Source organism: Saprospira grandis (assembly GCF_027594745.1).
In the GTDB taxonomy this organism is placed as follows: domain Bacteria; phylum Bacteroidota; class Bacteroidia; order Chitinophagales; family Saprospiraceae; genus Saprospira; species Saprospira grandis.
Map to the genome: position 1 here is coordinate 1,864,120 of NZ_CP110854.1, position 22,992 is coordinate 1,887,111.

General features: G+C 46.9%; 14 protein-coding genes. 3 read left to right on the forward strand and 11 right to left on the reverse strand.

The window, feature by feature from the left end; genetic code table 11:
• Positions 1 to 20 precede the first annotated feature (20 nt).
• The 11 genes from OP864_RS07500 to OP864_RS07550 form a co-directional block, all read right to left on the reverse strand.
• Entirely contained in the window at positions 21 to 1,028 is a 1,008-nt protein-coding gene (locus tag OP864_RS07500) for a hypothetical protein (RefSeq protein WP_270100598.1), read from the reverse strand.
• Between the two features lie 101 nt (positions 1,029 to 1,129).
• Entirely contained in the window at positions 1,130 to 2,497 is a 1,368-nt protein-coding gene (gene mnmE / locus OP864_RS07505; protein WP_270100599.1) for a tRNA uridine-5-carboxymethylaminomethyl(34) synthesis GTPase MnmE, read from the reverse strand.
• A 480-nt stretch (positions 2,498 to 2,977) separates the two neighbouring features.
• The gene (locus OP864_RS07510; RefSeq protein WP_270100600.1) at positions 2,978 to 4,735 is read right to left on the reverse strand and encodes a hypothetical protein; all 1,758 of its coding nucleotides are present in this window, start codon (positions 4,733 to 4,735) and stop codon (positions 2,978 to 2,980) included.
• A 145-nt stretch (positions 4,736 to 4,880) separates the two neighbouring features.
• Positions 4,881 to 5,957 carry a PorV/PorQ family protein gene (locus tag OP864_RS07515; RefSeq protein ID WP_015692280.1) on the reverse strand — a complete coding sequence of 359 codons (1,077 nt, stop codon included), beginning with the start codon at positions 5,955 to 5,957 and terminating at the stop codon, positions 4,881 to 4,883.
• A gap of 66 nt (positions 5,958 to 6,023) precedes the next feature.
• Positions 6,024 to 8,198, reverse strand: coding sequence for a hypothetical protein (locus OP864_RS07520; RefSeq protein WP_270100601.1), 2,175 nt, complete (start codon positions 8,196 to 8,198; stop codon positions 6,024 to 6,026).
• Positions 8,170 to 10,107 (reverse strand): hypothetical protein, encoded by a 1,938-nt coding sequence (locus OP864_RS07525; protein ID WP_270100602.1) that lies wholly within the window; start codon positions 10,105 to 10,107, stop codon positions 8,170 to 8,172. Before OP864_RS07525 ends, OP864_RS07520 begins: the two co-directional genes overlap by 29 nt.
• A gap of 245 nt (positions 10,108 to 10,352) precedes the next feature.
• Complete coding sequence (locus OP864_RS07530; protein ID WP_270100603.1) at positions 10,353 to 14,171, reverse strand: TonB-dependent receptor; 3,819 nt, start codon at positions 14,169 to 14,171, stop codon at positions 10,353 to 10,355.
• Between the two features lie 368 nt (positions 14,172 to 14,539).
• The gene (locus OP864_RS07535) at positions 14,540 to 15,484 is read right to left on the reverse strand and encodes an NAD(P)-dependent oxidoreductase (RefSeq protein WP_270100604.1); all 945 of its coding nucleotides are present in this window, start codon (positions 15,482 to 15,484) and stop codon (positions 14,540 to 14,542) included.
• A gap of 141 nt (positions 15,485 to 15,625) precedes the next feature.
• Positions 15,626 to 16,420: a 16S rRNA (adenine(1518)-N(6)/adenine(1519)-N(6))-dimethyltransferase RsmA gene (gene rsmA, locus OP864_RS07540; RefSeq protein WP_349294438.1), complete on the reverse strand. Its 795-nt coding sequence runs from the start codon at positions 16,418 to 16,420 to the stop codon at positions 15,626 to 15,628.
• 574 nt (positions 16,421 to 16,994) lie between these two features.
• The gene (locus OP864_RS07545) at positions 16,995 to 18,128 is read right to left on the reverse strand and encodes a DegT/DnrJ/EryC1/StrS family aminotransferase (protein WP_270100606.1); all 1,134 of its coding nucleotides are present in this window, start codon (positions 18,126 to 18,128) and stop codon (positions 16,995 to 16,997) included.
• Between the two features lie 15 nt (positions 18,129 to 18,143).
• Positions 18,144 to 18,680, reverse strand: a complete 537-nt coding sequence (locus OP864_RS07550) for a hypothetical protein (protein ID WP_270100607.1) — start codon at positions 18,678 to 18,680, stop codon at positions 18,144 to 18,146.
• A gap of 544 nt (positions 18,681 to 19,224) precedes the next feature.
• Between OP864_RS07550 and OP864_RS07555 the strand changes: the two genes are divergently transcribed.
• From OP864_RS07555 to OP864_RS07565, 3 genes are all read left to right on the forward strand, one after another.
• The gene (locus OP864_RS07555) at positions 19,225 to 20,163 is read left to right on the forward strand and encodes a glycoside hydrolase family 73 protein (protein WP_270100609.1); all 939 of its coding nucleotides are present in this window, start codon (positions 19,225 to 19,227) and stop codon (positions 20,161 to 20,163) included.
• Positions 20,164 to 20,214: 51 nt separating this feature from the next.
• A complete protein-coding gene (locus OP864_RS07560; RefSeq protein WP_015692288.1) occupies positions 20,215 to 20,634 on the forward strand; it encodes a YbjN domain-containing protein in 420 nt (139 codons plus the stop codon).
• Positions 20,635 to 20,805: 171 nt separating this feature from the next.
• On the forward strand, positions 20,806 to 22,803 hold the full coding sequence (locus OP864_RS07565) for an alpha-ketoacid dehydrogenase subunit alpha/beta (protein ID WP_270100610.1): 1,998 nt from the start codon (positions 20,806 to 20,808) through the stop codon (positions 22,801 to 22,803).
• Positions 22,804 to 22,992: the final 189 nt, after the last annotated feature.

Consider the following 22,992-nt stretch of genomic DNA (forward strand, 5'->3'; position numbering starts at 1 on the left):
GCTAGCTTTCTTGTCTTCAATTAGACATATTTTTCGTTCCATCCTTTAAACTTTGCATCAAAATCATTTCTAAATATATTGATATCAAAACATCTTCGTTCATTGTCATTTTTATTTGAATAGTTAATAGCATTATTAAATAAATCCTCCTTACCATTTATTTTTTCATCATAAAAATCTTGAGAACAGACCCAATTTTCACATTGAAACAATAGTAAATTAGTCAACTTTCTTTGCACCCTTTTCTCAGAATCTTTAAAAAAAGTATTAAAATACCCTTTTAATGCTTTTTCATCTTCTTTAAGGTATCCTTTTATCAATATTGACTTATCTTTATAGGGGAAGAACGAAACAAATATTGAAGATAGTCTTTCTTTATCTCTTCCTGTCCTATACTTATGCTCTTGTATCTCTTTAGTCGTCTCATAATCATATAAAGAAGACATTATTAAATCAGCTTTGCTAAGTTCTCGATATTCAAAAACGAATGATTGTGTATTTTGATTATAGTCTTGCCAAATAAACTTCTCCCAAAAAACTAAGTCATTTATTGCCTTATTCATTTGATCAACATTTTCTCTTAGCCATTCTTTCTTCTTTACATCATTCGTTTCCTTCTCTAAACAAGAAAATTCACTAACTAAAACTTTTTTTCGAAATAATTCATTATAAAATGTTCTCACTACAAATAAGAGAAGTATTCTATACTTTGTAAAATCAATTTCTGACGGCTGCTCTATTTCTGAAAACAAATTGGTGTCATGGTCATTACAAAAACAATTGAATGCAAAAATTTTATTTATTCCAATTTTTTGTAGCTGGAAAATAGGTGACTTAAACAAATTTATACCAATTTCCCAAAGATGATTGTCTGGAGCAATTGAAGAAAGAATACCATTCTTTTGAAGGATGTGAGAGTTAATTGATCTTTGGTTACATCCAGGGAAAAAGCAAGTATTTATCTCACCTATTGCCTTTTTTCTACACTTAACATTTATTTTAGCTCTTTTTATATCCTGTTTATTCATGTTATTCTTTAATAATTTAACGAAAATGCCAGCAAATTATAGCTCACTAGCTATTTACTACTTTTAGTTTAAAAGCAGTAAACTCATTTAAAATTTGCAACCTACTTCCCAATACAAAACTGCCCAAAAATATTCTCCAGCAAATCTTCCACATCTACCTTGCCCGTAATTTCGCCCAAAGCCCGAAGCGCAGCCCGAACATCCATCGCCAGTAGGTCGCCACTAAGGCCCTCTTCTAGGCCCAGTAAGGCCGCATCTATGGCCTGATAACCTTCTTCCAATGCCTGATAATGCCGTAGGTTGTTTACCGTGGTCCCTTGCTGATGAATTTGCCCCTCAACAACTAAGTTGCGTAAGGCCGAACGCAGCTCGCTCAAGCCTTCTTTTTGCTTGGCCGAAAGCCGAAAATGATCGGCAGCTAAGGTTTGCCCCTCTCCCAATTGATCGCATTTGTTGGCCAAGACTAAGACAGCCAAGCCCTCTCTGCGCAAACGAGCAAGGTCCGCTTCGCATTCTTCTTGGCTCAATTGGCTGGCATCATAGACATAGAGCAAGACCGTAGATTGCGCAATTTTTTCATAGGTTTTTTCTACCCCAATGGCCTCAATTTGATCGCTGGCCTCCCGAATCCCCGCCGTATCAATTAGGCGAAACTGAATCCCGTCTATATTGAGCAGTTCTTCGATGCTGTCGCGAGTGGTGCCCGCTATATCCGACACAATGGCCCGCTCTTCATTCAATAAAGCATTGAGCAAGGTCGATTTTCCCGCATTGGGACGGCCCGCCAAAACGGTGCTTACCCCCTCTTTCAATACATTGCCCAACTGAAAGGAGTCCATCAATTGCTTAATCATGGCCCGAATTTTCAAAAGGAGCTCCTCTAGCTCTTTTCTTTGCGCAAATTCCACATCTTCTTCGCCAAAATCAAGCTCCAACTCTAGCAGGGAGGCAAATTGCAAAAGCTCTTTCCGCAAGCCCTCAATTTGCTGAGAAAAACCGCCTCGCATTTGCTGCAAAGCCATCTGATGCGCCGCTTCCGAATCTGCCGCAATGAGATCGGCCACGGCTTCTGCCTGGGCCAAATCCAATTGCCCATTGAGGAAAGCCCGCAGGGTAAATTCCCCCTCTTTGGCCAAACGCGCGCCCGAACGCAAACACAAACTAAGCAAGCGCTGCTGAATATATGGCGAACCATGACAAGAAAACTCAATGACGTCTTCTCGAGTGTAAGAAGTTGGTCCCTTAAAAACCGAACAAAGTACCTGATCGACCCGCTGCCCCGCCTCATCATAAATGTAGCCCAAATGCAGGCTGTGGCTGTCTTGCTGGCTCAAATCCTTGGCCCGAAACATCCCGTTGGCAATGCTAATGGCCGATTTGCCCGATAAGCGAATGACGGCAATGGCTCCAGCTCCGGCAGGGCTGGCCACGGCCACAATGGTGTCTTGTAAATCTAGGTAGTTGTACATTTTAGCGCCTTTTTTTATGCAAACTCAAAAATACAGGCCTTTGGAGAAAAAGACTATTCTTTTCCCTTTTTTTTGATGTTTTGGGGCCTCCGCTGCGCTCCGCTTGCGGCGCTACGTTTCGGGGCTCGCAGGTCTGCTCGGCCCTGCGGCGCAAAGCGCCTAGGTCTGGCCTTCGGCCACCCCTGCACATCGCTAGGCCGATTTGCGCTAGCCCTGCGGGCTGGAGCGAATGAAAAAGGGCCCGCCCAGCCTTGAGGGCCTCCGCTGCGCTCCGCTTGCGGCGGTTACTCCCTTTGGTCGTCGAACTGCGCCCTAAAGGGCTTGTTGTCGTTTCGGGGCTCGCTGTTCGCTCGGCCCTGCGGCGCAAAGCGCCTTGGTCTGGCCTGACGGCCACCCCTGCACATCGCTAGGCCGATTTGCGCTAGCCCTGCGAGCTGCGGAGGGAGCGACCCGCCCGAAGGGCGGGGCAGCCCCAAATCATCAGTCTAAAACATAACGCCAAACCTCTGGCTGACTCAACTTTATGGCCTTCTTTCCATCGGCATTCCAAAACTTAATTTCTAGGCTATCGGCTCCCTGAACGGGCAAATCCATATACAAGCGCTTTTCTTCTCCCTCTTGTATATGGCGCTGCAGACGAAACATCTGCTCATCAATAAGCTGCCCCTCTTTTTTGAGGCTAACGGTAAACTGCGTCATCCACCAAAACTCCCATTCTTTTGGACCCATAATTTGGGCTAGAATGCTCACTCTAAGGCCCTCTTTTTCGGGCATTTTGGGCAAAGTCAAGGAAATAATTGGCGCAAACTGCTGGTTTTGGTCCAACTGCGCCTGCCAGCTGGTATCGGAATAAACCAGACTAGCCTCCTTGAGCTCCCCCTTCTTTAATTGGCGAACCCCATCCAATAATTTCAGGCGCTCAGGATCCTTATCGTAGCGGAAAAGCGTGGCCCAATAATAGGCCTTTGTCATCTCGCCAGGGCGCAGCAAACCGCCCTTATGCGCCTGATGCGTAAACCAAAGATTGGCATAAAAGCTCAGTAGGACAAAAGCAAAAATGGGCAATTTTAGCCATAACTTTTGTTGGCTAAGCCAATGAACCAATGCCGCCAAAGGCAGGGCTAAAACGGGATAAGCCTGCACCATGGCCCTTTGGCCCAAAGAGCCGCCATACCACCAAATATCCCAAGCAAAAGTGATATAAATAAAGAGCAAACTAAAGACAAACACCGCCGAAAACAAGCTTCTCTGCTGTTTGAAAAAAGGCCCAAACCCCAAAAGCGGCAACAGCATAAAAGGAGAATAGGTCAGCCAGCCACTTTTATAGCTCAAAAAGCCAGCATGCAAATGAGGGCTCAACCAACTAAAGCCCTGATCTTGATAAGAATAAACAATCCATTCTCCTGTTGCATACTTCCAGTACATCAGCTGAAAGCTACCAATAAAAGCCGTAATCAAAACCGCCAAAAGCAACTTCCCAAAATGTTGGGCCACAAACTGCAGGCGTTGTTTCAAGTCCGTCCAGACCCAAGCTTGCAGGCCCCAAGCTAGGGGAATAATACAGGCAATAATTTCGGTAGGGCGAATCAGGGCGGCCCAGCCCACCAAAGCCCCAATAGCCGCTCCTTTTAGGTAGCTAGGCTGTTGATAAAAGCGGACCGTAACATAAAGCAGCAGGCTATAGAGCGTAAAAAGGGTATTATGCGTCATGGCCCCATCTATAGCGGAATAATTGAGGTAATTACTGCCTAAAACCAGCCCTAAAATGCTCCAGTCAGCTATTTTAGGTCGATAGAAAAAGAGCAAAAACTTGCGCAAATAATAAAGGCCCAAAAGCGCCCAAAACAAGCTCCCTAAAGAAATGGCCAATTGATAGGGAAAAGAAAATCCATCGGCGGGATAGGCCGTGCTTTTGGCATATAAATGAGCGAGGCCAAAAGCGGGTAAAAAAGAAATCGCTTGGCCCATAGAATACTTCATCACATAATTGCCAGAAGCCTCATGCACAAAAGCCTGTTGAAAATTGGGGGTGGGGCCATAGTTTTGAAGAATACTATCCTTAAAGCCACAGCCCTTAATATCTTGATAAATCAGGCTAGCGGGCAAATACATATAATAGCCAGAAACATCCCAGGAGATCGTCGCTTCCGTTCCGCCTTTGCTCCATTTTGGGTAGTACAAAAAGTGAGTAAGCAATACAACTAAAACGGCAAGATAAAAAGTTGGACTGAGCTTCATATTAGGGGAACAATGAAGTGAAAAAATAGCCTAGGCGGCTTTGGGCCTAAACAAATGTCTGCAAGAACGCCAATTTATCTATTCTCTCAAAAAAAAAGACCTCTAAGCCGAGGGCTTAGAGGTCTAATCATTTAGCGGGGAGCAATTAGAGCTTCAACTTCAAAGTCAAAGAGTGCGTCCCTTTAAATACCTGAGTATACTCATAGGCATAATCGAAGGCAATTTTCTTAGCAGAGCCCTTACGGAGAGGGATTTCGGCAGTAACACCTGCGGTTAATCCACCAGAAGCTGTGCTAGAAGTTTCTGAGCTATACATATCGCTTTCATAGCGGAAAGCGGTACGTGCCATAAACATCTCTTTAAAGGCATATTCAAAGCCTACACCATATTGGTCGCGAGAGAAAGAGTTGGCGGTAAAATTACCCACTGCCGTTAGGCGGTTAATCTTGCTACCGAGGTAAAAGTCATAAGACATACCAATATGCAGCAAAGAAGGCAATTCATAGCCAGCGCCTCGGCTATTTACGGTAAGTGCTGTTGTATTATTGGGGGCCACACCAACAAAGGCTAGACCATCGCCAGAATAAGACATTTTGGTTCCAAAATTACGGAGAGCCACACCAAATTTGATTTGGCGATCAACACCTGTAACATATTGTACACCAGCGTCAAAACCTACACCAGTAGCAGAAGCATTGGCAATAGATTCTGAAACCACGCGAACACCAAAGCCTACAGAAACCTTCTCGTTTCCGTCTTCATCTTTAAATACATAGCCATAAGAGAGGCCAATATTAAAGAAAGAAGGGCTAAAAGTGGTAATTCCGCCAGGTTGGTCAACAGTAGTCAAAGGAATATCTCCAAAACCAACAGACATTAGTTCTACACCAAAGGCGCCATTATCGCCAATTTTCTGGACCAATCCAGCAGCATTAAGGCTAATGCCCGTACCGGCCATATATTGTGTATGTCCTAATGCCACCTCTGTTTTTCCAGAGATGCGGCAAATTCCGGCAGGATTAAAGCGAAGCGCCTCTACCCCAGTTACGCGAGCAGCCACCAAGCCATTGAGGCCAGCAGAGCGAGCCCAAGGGTTCATGATCAACTCATAGGCACCGGCTTCCCCTTGTCGGTCCGGATTTCCTGCTTTTGCTGTGGGCGAAGCAGCTAGAAAGCTGAGGCAAAAAAGGCCCACAAACAACAAAGAAGTATATTTAGTCATGCTATGAAATCGTTTAAAAGGGTTTTGCCCCCTCCAAGACAGAGGGAGCAAAACGAAAATAAATCACTAGAGTTTTTGAGCATCAAGTGCACGGTTGATGACAAAGCTTTTCACTACTTTTTCACCAACACCCTCTACAACAACATGGATGAGGTATACCCCACTACCTACAGGAACACCAGCTTGGTTCTTGAGGTCCCAGTTGAGAGAAGTACTTACCTGAGTTTCAATATCACCGCTACCAAAAGCACCTACACGAGCGATACCACTACGTACCTCTGCATTGTAATCCTGAGCAACATCATAATGACGAACCAGGCGGCCTTCAATAGAATAGATATTCACTTCGCAGCTAGCTGGCAAGTTCGTAATTTTCACTACGTTTTGCGTTTCTGTCTGCTCATATTCAGAGTAAGCATAATAAGGGTTAGGAACTACCCCAATAAGATCTAGAGCACTTTCGGCCGTGGCTTTATCTTCCTTGGTAGGAGCAAGGCCAGTAAGGTCGAACTCATAGAGCGGATAACCTTGGTTATCGTTAGTTGCTGCATAGATTTCGTAAGGAGTAGAAACACGCAACTTGAAGGTCACCTTAGAAGGAGGCACATGTCCACCTACTTCAGGAGCTCCAGCATTGTTAAGCATGCTTGTACCAGGAGCCATATACATAAATGTACCCCAAACCAATTGGTCTTTCAAAGAACGGTAAGGAGGAGTGAAGATACCCAAGTTTGTGGTTAGGGCAGTCACTACAGAAGCACATTCATCGTAGGCAGTGTTGGTTACATAAATAACGTGCTGTCCACCATTCACTGTTGACATAAAGGTGTTGGCATTACCAAATACGGGGAATCCGTTGGTAGGCGTCACCTGTTGCAAATCGGTGGGGTTAAAGAGCATGTCATTACCTGTAGCAGCACCGGGATAAGTATTGGCATCAAAGAAAGAACCATCATAGAGAGAGTTTTCTCCGAAGTATACATTGAGGCGCTCACCAGTTTCAACATCATAAGCAAAACCGGGGAACCAAGACATACCGGTACCGGCTTCTACTTGGCCATCGATATCACGGCTAGGCTCATTGCGTTTCCATTGTAGTTGACCATAACCACCAGGAATGCTAAGTCCGAGTGATTGTGTATGGTACATACTAGCAGATTCTACAACCACACAGCGGCTCCACTGGCTCTTTTCAGGAGTGAGGACCACATTGACGTTGCGTACATTACGTAGCACTTGGCTGGTATTACCAGCTCTCCATGCTTGGCAGAAGCTCAAGGCATTTGAAGAAAGCACGATTTCTGAAGTAGAGAAATAGTATTCATCAGTACGGAATACACAGTCAGCTAGGCGAACAGGGTGCCAGCCACCGGCCATACCAGAGTAATCTTGATTAGGATCTAGTGCCTGATCATCTTGAGCATTTCCAGTTTTCAAGATATCGTTGATGCCATTGCCATCTTGAACACCTTGGAACCAACCTGCATTAGTTTCATCTTCATAAACGGCAGCAGAACCTACAAATCCGCTTACGCCATTTGTACCAGGAGCGGGAATATCTTCAACGAGAAGAGAGATACCCAAATCGGGGATATACTGCTCATAGTTCACATCTAGAGGCTGGTAAGAAGACCAAACCGCAGAGGGGTCATTGGCATCTTTTAGCAACCAGAAGAGAGAGTCAGACAAAGCGGTAACGCCTGTAGGAGGCTCTGGAGTAACGACAATGCTACCGTCAGCAGCAGTATCATAGCGGAAAGTATAGTTTTGGTCGCTGATGTAGAGTTGGAACTGAGCGGCAGGAACGCGCAAAGGATCTACTACTTTTACATTAACAGGACCTTGACCAGCGGCATAAGTCACACGACCGATACGGCCGTTGTTCAATACATCGGCTTCTGCAGCGGCAGGATCTTTAAAGTCGAGGAAGAGTCCTCCACCGTTTCCTTTACCATCTACGCGAGTAATTTCTGGGCCATCTCCATAAGCAGAGTTGAGGACCAAACCGTTGTACTCAGGATCATTGGGACGAGGTACAGCAGTATAGACGCGGAAGTTACGACGACCTTGTAGATAAGGAAGTGCTTGTCCGGTATTGAGTGTAGGATCATAAGCCTGATACTCATTGTGGGCATAAGCAACTACACAGAAGTAGTAAGACTTATGGTTAACGAGTTTGCTTGATCCCTCTGCAAATTCGTCTGTTGTAATATTAAATAAAGGTATGCTTAACTCCCTCATCGGCGCCATCTACCATAATAGTAGGAATGAAAGCCTGTACATCGGGATCGCTGAATGCATTCCAGTTTACAATTTTGCCGATAGAGTCACGAAGGTCTACCTGACGGATAAGACGAGCTTTTTCAGGATCGTTCAATTCAGTTACAGAGATATTCTCGTTGATTACCTGATATACTTTATAGCCTTGGAAGGTATAAGTAGTATCGGCAGTGTTGCGAAGAATAGCAGGAGACTCAGAGTAATTGAGTTCGTAGTTATTTTGAGCAGGAACATAGCTCAAGTTCAAAATCAACTCATTTTCGAGCTCGACTACATCCATATAAGGTGCATCGGGACCGTCAGTAATTTTGAAACAGTCATCAAAAAGGTTTTGGGCCAAGATATCGGCCTCTACCAATTCGGTCAAAGCAGGACAGGGATAATCTGGAATTTCGGGAACCCAAACTACACCTGAGATCAATTCGTTTACTGCACCAGGTGCCAAAACGAAAGGACCAGAAGTGTGCAAGAAGCGGTAGTCATTACCGGTAATTCCTTCCTCACACATAGACCATACATCTGTTCCCGATTCGTTGGGGAAAGAGTAGAATACGTAAGGGAATTTATCGGCAGTAGGACCGTTGTCTCCTGTTCCACCACGAGAGATGGGGCGACCATCCAACCAAAGACCATCCATCAAACGATAGTACTGTACAGCACTATTCGGGTTACCACGGATAGCGTCATTGGTATTTTCATAGTAAACAAAAGAGGAGAGGCCAAGCTCTGCACCTGTAGAATCTAGAGGACCACGGAAGTAGTCTACCCCTAGGGCAGGAATTTGAGCGGCACCATATCCTACGGCGTCATTACCACAGGTAGCATCATCATCAGCATCGGCATTGTATACATAGCCCATACCAGTAATAGTATCTACACCAATATAGTCATCATTGAAACAGCCCAAATCGGGATCTGACCAAAGCGAGAAGTAAGTATCGTTAAGGCTCAAGTTGTTTCGGTTGAGCAACTTATAGCGATAGAACGTCATGTTGTTAATGGCATCGGTAGTGCGGTAGCCAAAAGCTAGACCGTGTACCTCCATAAACATGGGTTGACCGTTAGTATTGGTGTGAATGTTACCATTATCGTTATAGACCCACCAGTCCATTTGGTCAGCATATACGGGGTTGAAATAATCCTTAGGACAGCCCACTACCTCAATTACGGGGTGGTCACCATCGTAGGGGTTATAGATACCGTCTTCCTTTCCGGGAGGCTCAATAAAGGGAGCAAGTTCTTGGTCAGGAAGGTCGAAACCGTAAATTTCTGCAAAATAGGGGTTACCGCGGCCGGGCCAGCCCAAGATATTTCGGGCGGGGCGGTTCTCGATAGACTCATCGGGTTGGCCAGTAACGGGGTCGGGTTCGAAATAGTCGGCACGGAGGGCGTCAATTTCAGAACCGTATACTTCGAAGAAGCGGTCCCATTTTTCACAATCGGTTTTTTCGATTGTACCCGTATTTACATCTAGGGGGCCAGTCCAGTAATCGTTACCAGTTTGGCGGTAAGTTTGGGCAGCGAGGATAAGGTTCCCCCCATCATCGAAAGCCCCTAGCCAGATACCTCCGGCAAAGAGAGAAGATACTTCTGGTTGGCCAGAAGCAGGGTCTACATTAGGAACGATATAGCGAGCTCGGTCACCGTCCCACCAGAGATCACCTCCGGTGCGGAGGCGAGCGCGGACGTTGTTAATATCTAGATCGCGTTCTGAGCGAGCCTCGATACAAGCAGCACGATAACTGTTGTTATTGGTGCTGTTGGAGCTATTGCTATTACCTCCCACAAAATTCCGGTCTTCGATGGCCCAGAGTGAGCTGGCCGTGAAGAGGAATAGCACGATTGTAGAGAAGTTTTTCAATCTACTCATGTTTGCAATTATTTTAATAAAAATGATTCAGTTTAGACAGAAGACCAAGCTTGAGGTTTGCGCTGCAATTGGGCCGAAGGCCCAAAACGGCCTAGCGATGGTAGGCAGTGGCCGCAGGCCAGACCGAGCAGGCGAAGCCTGCGAAGGGCCGAGCGAATAGCGAGCTGCCGGACGTAGCGCCCGCCGAAGGCGGGAGGCCCCAAAACAGGGCAAACCTCAATATTGGCAAAAACTAAGACTTGGTTTTAGAAGCTAAAGCGTGCACCCAAGAAGATCCGACGAGGACGTGAGATATTGAAGGGGTTACGCATACGAAGATCGTACAACAACTGGTAAGACTGAGCGCGAGAGGCCAATAGTCCTAGACCGGGGCTATCGTCGATAGTCAAGAAGCCGTCTTCTGTGGGGCTACCTGTTACGGGATAGACATTGAGTACGTTCTGCGTGTTGAGCAAGTTTTGTACACGTAGGTAAACATTAGCATAGATAGGATGATCGCTATTTTTACCGATCACGATATCGCGATCGAAGCGAAGATCTATGCGGAAGTTCCAAGGCATACGGGCGCCGTTAATGCTTCCGTCAGTTACAGCATTGGGGAAGCTAGTTCCGATACCACCAGGAGTGAGTTTGCGTGTGTAGGGGGTACCTGAGCTAAAGTTGAATGATAGGTTGGCTCCTGTATTTTCTAGAACATCGAACTTACCGATTTTGGGACCATCATACTTTTTGCCTTCTCCGTAGCGGTAATCGAATAGGAAGAAGAAAGTGTGGCGTTGGTCAAAATCTAGTGGGAAGATATACTTGAGTTCTTCTGCAGCTACAGCCAAAGAAGAGGTGGGGCTAGAGCCGGTACCTTCTGCAAACTGTAGGGTATAGTTGGCCAAGAAACGGAAGTTCTTAACGCGGCGCATATCATACTCTACCTTAAGTGATTTTACAGTAGAGAAGTCATCATTACCAAAAGAAGTATAGGTAATGGGGTAAGCCAAGATATACTGACGAGCCTGGATAAGGTCGCGCTCTTCACGGTAAAGCAAAGAGAATTTCACCTTAGAGTTGTCAGATACTTTTTGCTGGTAACCTACTTCATAGTTGATGGTTTTCTGAGAACGAAGGTTGGGGTTTGACATCAAGTCTTTGTTCTCGCGGAAGTTGAAGTAAGTAAGTGCCGTAGCCAAAGTAGCCTCTGGTGGACGCATGGCCAAGATATCGTAGTTGGCGTAGAAGTTGGCAAAATCACCAATAGGGAAAGAGAATGAAATACGAGGCATCACTACCAAGTTAGGATCATAGTCGCTAAAGGCTTGAGAAGGATCGTATTCCTCACCCTGAGGATCAATCTGCGCTGTGCTAAAGCCACGTAGAGCAGGTACAATTGTGCTTCCTAGCTGAGTAGGGGTAGTCACAGGGTTACCGCTAGCGTCATACCATTGCTCACCATCACGGTAACCAACAACAGAAGCGTCGGGGCTGTTTTCATTTACATAGACGGCAAAGTCGTCGCCAATGTTGGAAGGATGGCTAAAGCCTTGCTGTTGGCCAGCAGTATAGCCAGACTCTAAGTTGGTAAACTCAGATGCCGTGTAGTATCCCGTTACAGAGTAGGGGTCGTTCAATACTTTTGTGTTGGCATCGTAGCTGTCAAAGCGTACACCAATACGGAAGATGATGTCATTGTACTTGAACTTATCCTGAATGTATCCCGCTACATAAATAGGAGCAAAAGGAGCTACAGGACGAGTCTTGCGACCATTGGCATCTACAGCATTAAAGAAGTCATCAAAGGTCGTGTTGGTCCCCAAAGCATTACCCAAGTAGTCATAACCATAGTAGCTCACTAGCTGCTGAGCACCCAAAATTAGGGTAGTCGGCTCAAACCAAGCAAGGTCCATATCGTTAGGATCCATTTCATGAACGTTTACCCAATCTTCAGGATTTTTGCCCATGAAGTTACGTAGGTTCTCTCCAAATGCACTCATAGAGACTTGCTCGTCATTCTCATCCGTACGGATCAGTGAGTTGTTCTGGATGTAGTAACGCTGTGTAACAGGATCAAAGAATTCTACAGGATTGCCATTGGCATCCAATACAGGGCTGTTGGCATCGGCTGCATTAGAGATGTGAGAGTTGGCCGACTGATCCGCCAAGGTCCACAAGCTAAATGGAGACATGCTGTAAGAACGGAATACCCGCTGCTCATATACCCCACCCGCTTGGATAGAGTGACGAACTTTACCGCCATTGGTCACCAAGTCAAAGTTGGTCTTGATGTTTCCACATACCTGGCTAGATTGGCTTTTTTCAATACCACTTCCAATTATAGAACCACGAACAAGACCTGCTCCTGTATAATAAGCATTATTGAAAAGACCAAATACAGTAGAATTAGAAGAAGTGAAACGTCCGTTGATCACTTGCATCTGCTCCATATCTGTAATTGCATCAAAATCTACCACTCGGTTGTAACGAGACAAACCATCATTATAACCAAACTGACCTGCATCAGAATAACCATCAAAGGTTACTTGGTTAAAGGCATGTCCCTGTACTTCCTCTGTTCCCAAAGTGTCGCCAGCAGAGTTGATGATGTAGTTCGTATCTACTACACCAACTACAGGCGTAAGGCTACGACGAATCTGCCCCACATAGCCATACTCCCAAGCACGATCCTCAAAACGTGAATCTTCTATAGAGTTGTTGCTCTGCGTATAATCGGCCTGTACCTCATAGCTGAAGTTCTGGAAAACAGGCTCTACTGTAGTAGAATCTGCATCCGCTCCTGCTTTATAAATTGTGCTAGAAATCGTATGACGGAAACGACCGTACACACGGAAAACACTGCTCTTGTAATAAGGATTAAAGTCCGAGTTCATCAAGCGGTTCACCGTTGAAGGAGAATACCCCCAGTTAAATGAACCCTGACCACCAGCTACAAAGTAAAAGTCTTCGCTAGGCTTGTAGTCTACCTTTGCAGTCAATAAACCTACAGAGTTACGGCCATTCGGACGTACATCTACCTCTACCAAATCATCTTCAGTAATGGTCTCGGCATTAGGTACAATACCGCCGTTTACATTCAACAAAGGATCATTCAAAATGCTGCTGAGCTTCTCATCCGTCAAACGGAAAGATCCCAAAGCAGAAGGACGTGAGTCCAAGTTGGTCGCATAACGACCCGCCATACGATAACCCAAAATCGCTTTGCGCTGAGGCTTACCGTCTTTTTTCAAGGTATCTCCGCTAGGGCTCAATTTAACCTCCGTCATCAAAGGTCCACCCAAGCTAAAGTCAATAGTCGTAGCACCAAATGCATCCAAAAACTGCGAGGTCTCTACCTGGATTCCTCCAGACATCTGCGCAGATGGACCCTTGGTAATAATGTTGGTGATCGCTCCAGTCGCATCACCAAACTCGGCAGGTACACCAGAGGTAATTACCTGCACCTGGTCAATCTCTGTCTCCGGAATAGATGCACCGCCAATTACACGTACACCATCCACATAAACATCGTTTCCAGAACTACGCCCACCATTCGAGTTGAGCTCCTCGCCCTCATCTTTCTGGTTGACCCCAGCCGTAGTGGCCGCAATACTAGAAATGTTACGTGTGGCCAGTTTTTCAATATCCTCAGATCCCAAGGTCTGTCCACCGGTGGTGTTATCCGTCTCAATCAAAGGAATCCGATATCCTCGAACCACTACGGTCTCCTCGGCAAGCGAATCTAATCCCGCAATCAAATCATCTTCCTGATAATCTACGTTTAGTTCCACCGTTTGACCAATTTTAACAATTACGCCCTCGGTTTTTAGCGTCGGATAACCCACATAGGTCACCACTAGGTCATAGGTTCCTGCCTCAATTTGGGCAAAATTGTAAAGGCCGTCGAAGTTGGTGGATGTTCCCCGAATCAATGCGTCTTCTTTATACAAAGCCACATTCGCAAACGCTAGGGGTTCCCCGTTCTCGTCCTTTACTTTACCCTGCAGGTCCCCCGTGGTCTGGCCAAAAGCCACCACCGAGCCCACTGACAGGAGCAAGAGTAAAAGCATGTAACGAATCATAAGCACATAAACTTTAAAAGTGTTTGTAATGAATGTCTAAAAAAATTTTCGGCTGAAGCCCTAAGGCTTGCATGCCAAAGTTAATAAATTATTTCCCTTGTTAAGAAAGAGTTACAATTTTCCAGTCTTTTAAGCGGCCCTTCTTTCAAAAATATCAGCTTTTTTTACTGCTATTTTGCTTTTGGGGCCTCCCGCCTGCGGCGGGCGCTACGTTGCGCAGCTCGCAAGTCTGCTCGGCCCTGCGGCCTAACGGCCTGGGTCTGCGGCTTCGCCGCACTGCTCCACATCGCTAGGCCAAGGGGGCTGCGCCCCCTTTCTGGACCAAAATCGGCGCAGTCCTTGCTCTAAATAGCAGTTTTGCCTACGCCCTATATTCTAGCCGCTTTTGATAAGATGCGCCCTAAGAGCAATTTGGCTAGTCGCTCCTTAGATTCTTTTGTCCATCCCGCTACATGCGGACTCAAAACAACCTGAGGCATTTCTACCAACCGACCATATAATACTCGCTCTTCTGCTGTATATAAAGCCGTTTTCTCTTGCTCAAATACATCTAAGGCCGCCGCCGAAATAATTCCCGACTCTAAGGCCCCCACTAATGCCGCTATCGGGATAATCTTCCCTCTAGAGCTATTGAGCAAAACTAATGGCCGCCCTGCCCGCAGCTTGGCTAGCCGCTGCCAAAACGCCCCGTCCATCCAACCTAAGGTCTCGGCCGTTGCCGGCAAATGTAAACTCAATATGTCTACCTCCGCCAACAACTTCTCTAATTCCGTCTCCCCAGGATAATCCCTCTGGTATTTGTCATAAACCATGCACTCTAGCTCAAAACCAGCCAAACGCCGCCAAAGCGCCCGACCCGTATAGCCAAAGCCCAAAATACCCAACTTCTTCCCTTTTAGCTCCCATCCTCTGGCCGCCTCTCGGTCCCAAGCCATGCTCCGCACTTGCTGGTCCCCCAACCGAAGCCGATGAGCCAACATTAACAACATGCCCAGAATGTGCTCCGCTACCGCATCGCAATTGCCATCTGGCGCTCTATGGACCAAGATGCCCCGCTTTTCAGCCTCCTCCAAATCAATGATCTCTAATCCAGAACCCAAACGAGCTATAAATTCTAACTGGGGACCCGCTGCCAAAAAAGCCGCATCCGCTATGATTTTACTGTTGATGACCAAACCCGCATAAGGCGCCAACATCTGACGTACCTCCGCCAAACTGGCCTTGGGCCGATAATCACAAGCATATCCCGCCGCCTCCAAACCCGATATCAATAAAGGATCTACGGCATCCGTGATAAGTACTTTCTTTTGCATACTGAGCATTTTGGCGCCCAAGATACAGCCTTTTCCGCTTTTTGCTAAAAGTTGTTTGGAAAAGGTCCAAATAGGCACAAAGAATTATAGCCTGTTTATCCTCAGTAGATAAAAGGCATAAAAAAGCAGCAAGGCAGCTCTCTAGCTACGATGCTCGTCCACAATGTTCGTCAAGGAAATAAAATCTTCAAGGCTCAGCTGTTCGGGCCGCTGCTGAAAAAACGCATCCCCAAATAAGACCTCTTTCGGTAAAAAGAGCTTCATGGTATTGCGCAACATTTTGCGGCGCTGGCCAAAACTAGCACGGACTAAGGTTCGGAAAAGTCGCGTGTTACATCCTAAATCTAAGTAATTTTCTCGTCTTTTCAAAGCTATTACGCCCGAAAATACTTTTGGGGGTGGGTTAAAACTACCCGGCTTGACCGTAAACAGATAGTCTACCTCATAAAAGGCTTGCACCACTACCGATAAAGCCCCATATATTTTAGAGCCCGGCTTGGCCGCCGCTCTTTCGGCCAACTCCCGCTGAAACATCCCCACTACTTCCGGAACTAAGGCTACATTATCTACGGCCTTAATCAAGATCTGTGAAGAAATATTATAGGGAAAGTTGCCAATCAAACGAAAGGGCCGCCCATCAAATACAGTCTGAAAGTCTAATTTTAAAAAGTCTTCTCCAAAAACGGGCAACTGAGGATAATGCTGGGCCAAATAACTGACCATGTCCTTATCCGCCTCTACCGCTTTTAAATCCCAGTCTTCTTGCAAAAGATATTGCGTGAGCATGCCCATGCCCGGCCCTACTTCTAATACCTCTTTGGGCCCCTCTTCTATCAAACTCTTGGCGATCCGCTCCGCAATAGGCCCCTCCTTCAAAAAGTGCTGGCCAAATGATTTTTTTGCTTTCAACTGTTTTCCTGTATTTGTGAAGCCCAAAATTACGCTTTTATCTCGGATACACCAAATTAGAACACTAGACCGAACTTTTGCCCTTTTTGATTTTGTTACATTATTTCTATTTTTAACAATTTACTAACAATTAGAGGCCAAAATCCCTGTTTCTGCAGCCTAAAGGCCGCAGCCAATTTGCTTGGGTCATTATTTTTCTCGCCGCAGCGGCTTAAAAGCCCCTGCTTCAATTAAGAAAGGAGCTATTTGATTTTTCAGGTCCTGCGGCTTTTAAGCTGCAGGCCAGAGGGCGGCTAAATCTTAACTAATCTGTTCCGAAATTGGCTGCGGGTTTTAACCCGCAGGTCTATATATCCATCCTACAGGCCCGAAGGGCCGCAGGCCTAGCGATGTGCAGCAGTGGCCGTCAGGCCAGACCAAGGCGGCAAAGCCGCCGCAGGGCCGAGCGAACAGCGAGCTGCGAAACGTAGCGCCGACGAGCAAAGCGAGGCGGAGGCCCCAAAAAAAGACCCCTTCCAAAAAGGAAGAGGTCTAGCAGGGAGCTTTACATAATTCTACAATCAGAAGAGACTATATATAGTATGTTCCCCTATGCGGCTGGCTATTTTTTGAAAAACGCCTTGACTTGCTCGGCCACATAAGCCAGTTGGTCGGTCTCTAGCTCCGAGTGCATGGGCAGCGAAATAACCTGCTGGCAAAGCATTTCGGTATTGGGCAGCTCGGCTTTGGCCTTGCGAGCAAAGCCCTCAAAAGCGGCTTGTTCGTGCAAAGGCAGGGGGTAATAAATCATGCAGGGCACCTCAGCCGCCTGCAAATGCGCTTGCAAAGCATCTCGCTGATCGGCGGGGACCAAAAGGGTGTACTGATGAAAAACATGGCTGCTATAAGGCGCGCGATAAGGCGTTTGGACCTCCTCTAGCTCGGCAAAGGCCGCATCATAGTAGTCCGCAGCTTTTTGGCGAGCGGCCGAAAACTCATCTAGGGCCTTGAGTTTTACATGCAAAAGGGCCGCTTGAATCCCATCTAGGCGAGAGTTCACCCCTACCCGATCGTGATAATAGCGGCGATTTTGGCCGTGGTTGGCAATCATGCGAATTTTATCGGCTAGGGCCTCATCATTGGTAAAAATGGCGCCGCCATCGCCATAAGCGCCCAAGTTTTTGGAGGGATAAAAAGAGGTGCAGCCAATATGGCCCAGCAAACCCGTCTTTTTCTGCTCGCCATTGGGGAAGCTATAATCGGCCCCAATCGCCTGCGCATTATCCTCTACAATATAGAGTTGGTGTTTTTCGGCCAGCTCAATAATGGGCTGCATATCGCAACTTTGGCCAAAGAGATGCACGGGCACAATCGCCTTAGTTTGGGGCGTAATAGCCGCCTCAACATCTTCTGCACGCAGGTTAAAGGTTTGAGGATCAACATCTACCATCACAATGCTCAAACGCAGCAGAGCCGCCACTTCAGCCGTGGCCACATAGGTAAAAGAAGGCACAATCACCTCATCGCCAGGGGCCAAATCTAGGGCCATTAGGGCAATTTGCAAGGCATCGGTTCCATTGGCACAGGGAATCACGGCCTTGGCCCCTAGGTATTCCTCCAAAGCAGCCTGAAAGCCCTTTACAGCGGGACCGTTAATGTAGGCCGAGCTATCCAACACCTCATGAATAGCAGCATCAATTTCTGTTTTAAAGCGGCGGTATTGGCTCTGCAAATCCACCATTTGAATCTTCTTCATCTTAAAATAATCTGTTTAACGATAATCAAGCAGGGCCAAATCGGGCCGACTCAATTTCAGGTAATAGCTATGTTTTTCGCTCCGCTCTTCTCCCGAAGAACGAAACCGCCGGTAGGCCCGGACCTCTATTTCAAAACAATCTGTTTTAGTTTTAATTTTTGGCGGCATACGGTAAGTAAAGCCCAAAAAATGAACCCCATCCAAGAGCTCTTCCTGCTCTCGAATACAAGCCCGAATCCGATCTCTTAGGCGCAGGCTATAAAAATCGAGTTTATATTCGGGATATAAATCGGCTACTTCTGCCCTTGGGCTCTTAAAAAATTCATTGACACAGCGTTGGTTAGAAAACAAGCGGCAAAAATAAGGGTAGCCCCAATAGACAAAATCCTCATCTTCATAGGCCAACAAACAAATGCCCACCAAAGCTTTTCGAGGCGGATTATTTAAGCGGGCCTGCACAAAAAGCCGAGCGGGCCGTTCTTGGGCCGCCTGCAAATCTTTTCCTTTTTCTAAGCGGCTCCATTTAAAGCGCTTTTTCCAGAATTTCCACATGGCTTATTTTTTTTGGGGCTGCCCACTCGCTTCGCTCGGGTCGGGCTGTTTCAGGGCTCGCAGGTCTGCTCGGCCCTTCGCTTTTTTCGCTTTGCTCAAAAAGCTCGGTCTGGCCTTCGGCCCCCCTTGTCCATCCCTCAGCCAGATTTAATCGCGCTGCTTTGACCATAGTTTGCTATGAATTTTCTGCTAGGCCAGCTATTTTTTGAGGGCATAGCCTTCGCTATGGTCGAGAAAAATAGGACCGACTAGCGGGAAATTGCTGCAAACTATAAAAGTGAGTGCGTTTAAATTTGGCTATAGCCTGCGGCCCCTTTGGGGCCTGTCCGCTGCAAAGGGACCAATTATATGGGCAAGATACAACCGTGGGCAAGAGAATCCAAAGAATAATTCTCCCTTTTTATCGGCCTTGGAGTTGGAATTTTGGCCAAAATCAAAACTTTTTGTTGGTTTTATTTTCCTTTTTGAAACAATTTGTTTTAAATTTGCTTTTGTAAGGCAGGAAACGCCTACAAATTGTCTCTACCAACAAAACAAGCGCTATATGTCTCAGTCTAAATTACCACAGCTCCCCGCCCCCATTCGTCAACGTATTCAATTCGGTTGGAAAAAAACCCAAGATTACAGCCGCAACGGCTGGGTTCGTTTGGGTTTTATGGGCCTACTTATTTTTCTGCTTTCGCAAAGAGAGTTTAGTTTTCATTTTTCTATGGGCGAGCAATCGGCCCAATCGAGCCAGACCATGAACAGCAGTTTGGCGCCCACGGCCATTTTGGCCAGCCAGAAAGAGGCCCCTCAGGCAGAGGCGGTGCCTGTCTCGGCCAAAACGCCTGCTTTAGATAAGCCTTGGTGGGAGCAAATTCGAGAAAAGAGCAAGGACATTAAGCAAAACCTCAATTTGGCCAATGCGGCCACAGCTGTAGGAGCTGCCCTCACGGCCGAGGAGCAAAAAAAGGCGGCCCAATATTCTAATCTGGGTTTTGTGCTTAACCCCACCTATGCCAAGCGGCACGGCATTCCCCAAAAAATTGTCAATGCCAAGCTAGCCGTTTGCAAAGACTACATCAACCAATATCTGAAAACGGCCCAAGAAGAGGCCGAGCTCTTTAATATTCCCGTTAGTATTACCTTGGCTCAAGGCCTACTCGAAAGCAATGCGGGCCACAGCCGCTTGGCCAAAAATGACAATAATCATTTTGGCATCAAATGCCGCGCAAAATGTATTGGCTGCCGCTGCGCCAATTATACCGATGATAGTAAATATGATATGTTCCGCATTTTTGAAACGCCCTGGCGCAGTTTCCGAGAGCATAGCAAACTCCTCTCTGGCCGCCGCTATAAGGCCCTCACGAAACTCGACCGTAGCAATTATAAAGATTGGGCGCATGGCCTCAAAAAAGCAGGCTATGCCACCGACCCCAAATATGCCGAAAAGCTCATTGGTATTATTGAGTTTTTTGGACTCGATGCCTACGATAAATAATCGCCTATTCTTTCTTTCCCATTTTCTTTAGATCGCTAAATACTTCTGCTTATGTTTAAAATGGTCCAAAAGTACTTGGAGCGCATTGCCGTGCCCTACCAAATCCGAGAAAACAAACAGGTTTTTGATTTTGAAGTAGATGCCCCAGAAGGCCATTGGGCCTGTATGCTGCTTCTTTGTGGCCGCTCGGGCATCGCCTTTTATTCGGTCCTCCCCTTTAAGGTGCCAGAAGAAAACCGCTCCGAGCTCGCCCTCTACCTTATGCAAATCAATAATGAACGCATCTTTGGCAACTTCGAGCTCGACCAACAAACCGGAGAGGTCCGCTTCAAAACTTATATCGATACCGAGGCCCAACAACTTTCCGAACGCATGCTAGACCGCTGCCTGCTGATCAACGTCTCTTGTATGCAAAAATTTCTTCCCCGTATTAAAAGCAAGGTTAAACAATATAGCGCCCAAGCCGCCTAAACAAAATGGCTGAGCATCCAAAAGCCCACTAAGGTTATCTTAGTGGGCTTTTTTTTGCCCCAAAGCAAAAAAATAACTCCCATTCCAGAAGCGGAAAACCTAGGCCAACTCCTACATTTTCAAAAGGATTTTTACCTTTGTTTTAGTTAGCACAACTAAACAATTACGATTATGAGCACTTTGCTAAAATTTGATAAAAAACGACTGTCTAAAAAGCGTTTGCTGGCCCTATATGAAGGTTTGCTCCGCCCCCGAATGATTGAAGAGAAAATGCTGGTCCTCCTCCGCCAAGGCCGAATCAGTAAATGGTTCTCTGGAATTGGACAAGAGGCCATTGCCGTGGGCATCACCAATGCCCTAAAAGAAGATGAGTTTATCTTCACGATGCACCGAAACCTAGGCGTTTTCACTAGCCGAAATGTTCCGCTAGAACGCCTTTTTGCCCAATGGCAGGGCAAAAACCTAGGCTTTACCCAAGGCCGCGACCGCTCTTTTCACTTTGGTAGCCCCGAACACCATATTGTGGGCATGATTTCTCACCTTGGCCCCCAATTGGCCCTAGCTGGCGGCGTCGGCCTGGCCCATAAATTAGAGGAAGAGCAAAAAATTGCCGTGGCCTTTACCGGAGAAGGTGGCACGAGCGAAGGCGATTTCCATGAAGCCCTCAATGTGGCCGCAGTCTGGAAATTACCCGTCCTTTTTGTGATCGAAAATAATGGCTACGGCCTCTCTACCCCCACTAGCGAACAATACGCCTGCAAACATCTAGTCGATCGGGCCAAAGGCTACGGCATGGAAGGCCACCGCATCGATGGCAATAATATTTTAGAGGTCTACCAAAAAGTAGACAAACTGGCCAAATCCATGCGCAAAAATCCTCGGCCCATTCTACTCGAATGCGATACCTTCAGAATGCGTGGACATGAGGAGGCTTCCGGAACCAAATATGTCCCTCAAGAACTAATGGACCACTGGGCCCAAAAAGATCCGCTCCATAATTATGAGGCCTTTTTGCTAGAAGAAAAGCTCTTGACGGAGGAGGATATTAAGGCGCTCCGCAAGCAAATTAAAACAGAAATTGAGCAGGGCCTAAAGGTCGCTTATGCCGAACCCGCCGTCCAAGCCAATACGCAAAAGGAGTTGGACGATCTTTTTGCGCCTAATCCCTACGCCCCTCAGTTGCCGCCCCCAAATGGCCCAAAAACCGAAAAGCGCTTCGTCGATGCCATCTCTGATGGACTTCGCCAAGCTATGGAAAAACACCCCAAATTGGTCCTCATGGGCCAAGATATTGCCGATTATGGCGGGGTATTCAAAATTACAGAGGGCTTTGTCGAGCAGTTTGGCAAAGAACGGGTCCGAAATACCCCCCTCTGCGAAAGTGCTATCGTCGGCGCAGGCATCGGCCTCTCTATTAAGGGCCATAAGGCCATGATGGAAATGCAATTTGCCGATTTTTCTACCTGCGGCTTCAACCAAATTGTAAATAATGCCGCCAAATTACATTGGCGCTGGGGCCAAAATGTCGACCTAGTGGTCCGTATGCCCACGGGCGCAGGCACGGGCGCCGGTCCCTACCACTCGCAAAGTAATGAGGCTTGGTATACGCATACTCCCGGCCTCAAGGTGCTCTACCCCTCCAATCCCTACGATGCCAAAGGCCTGCTGTTGGCCGCTTTTGAGGACCCCAATCCCGTTATTTTCTTCGAGCATAAGGCACTTTACCGCTCTAGAGAGGTAGTCCAAGAAATCCCCGACGATTACTATAGCCTAGAAATTGGCAAGGCTAAGCTCATCCGTGAAGGCCAAGCCGCCAGTATTATTACTTATGGCATGGGCGTTCACTGGGCCAAACGCTATGTAGAAGCCCAAAATCTAGATGTCGAAATCCTCGATCTGCGCAGCCTGCTGCCCCTCGATTATGAAGCTATCGCCGCTACGGTCCAAAAGACTAACCGCGTCCTTATTCTCCAAGAAGATTGCCTCTTCGGCGGAATCGCTGGCGAGCTCTCGGCCCATATTTCCGAACATCTTTTTGAGCATCTCGATGCCCCCGTCCTCCGTTTGGCCAGCCTAGATACACCTGTTCCTTTTGCCGCCGACCTAGAACGAAATTTCTTGCCCGAAAGCCGTTTGGCCCAAACCTTAGACCGCCTTCTAAGTTATTAGGATGATGTTTTTTTGGGGCTGCCCACTCGCTTCGCTCGGGTCGGGCTCTGTCGTGGCTCGCAGGTCTGCTCGGCCCTGCAGGCAGGCTCCGCCTGCCTTGGGTCTGCGGCTTCGCCGCACCACTTTCCATCCCTCAGCCGAAACGCTACGCTAAAAGTGGTATCGCTTCGCGATCCTTTATAAAGCAGG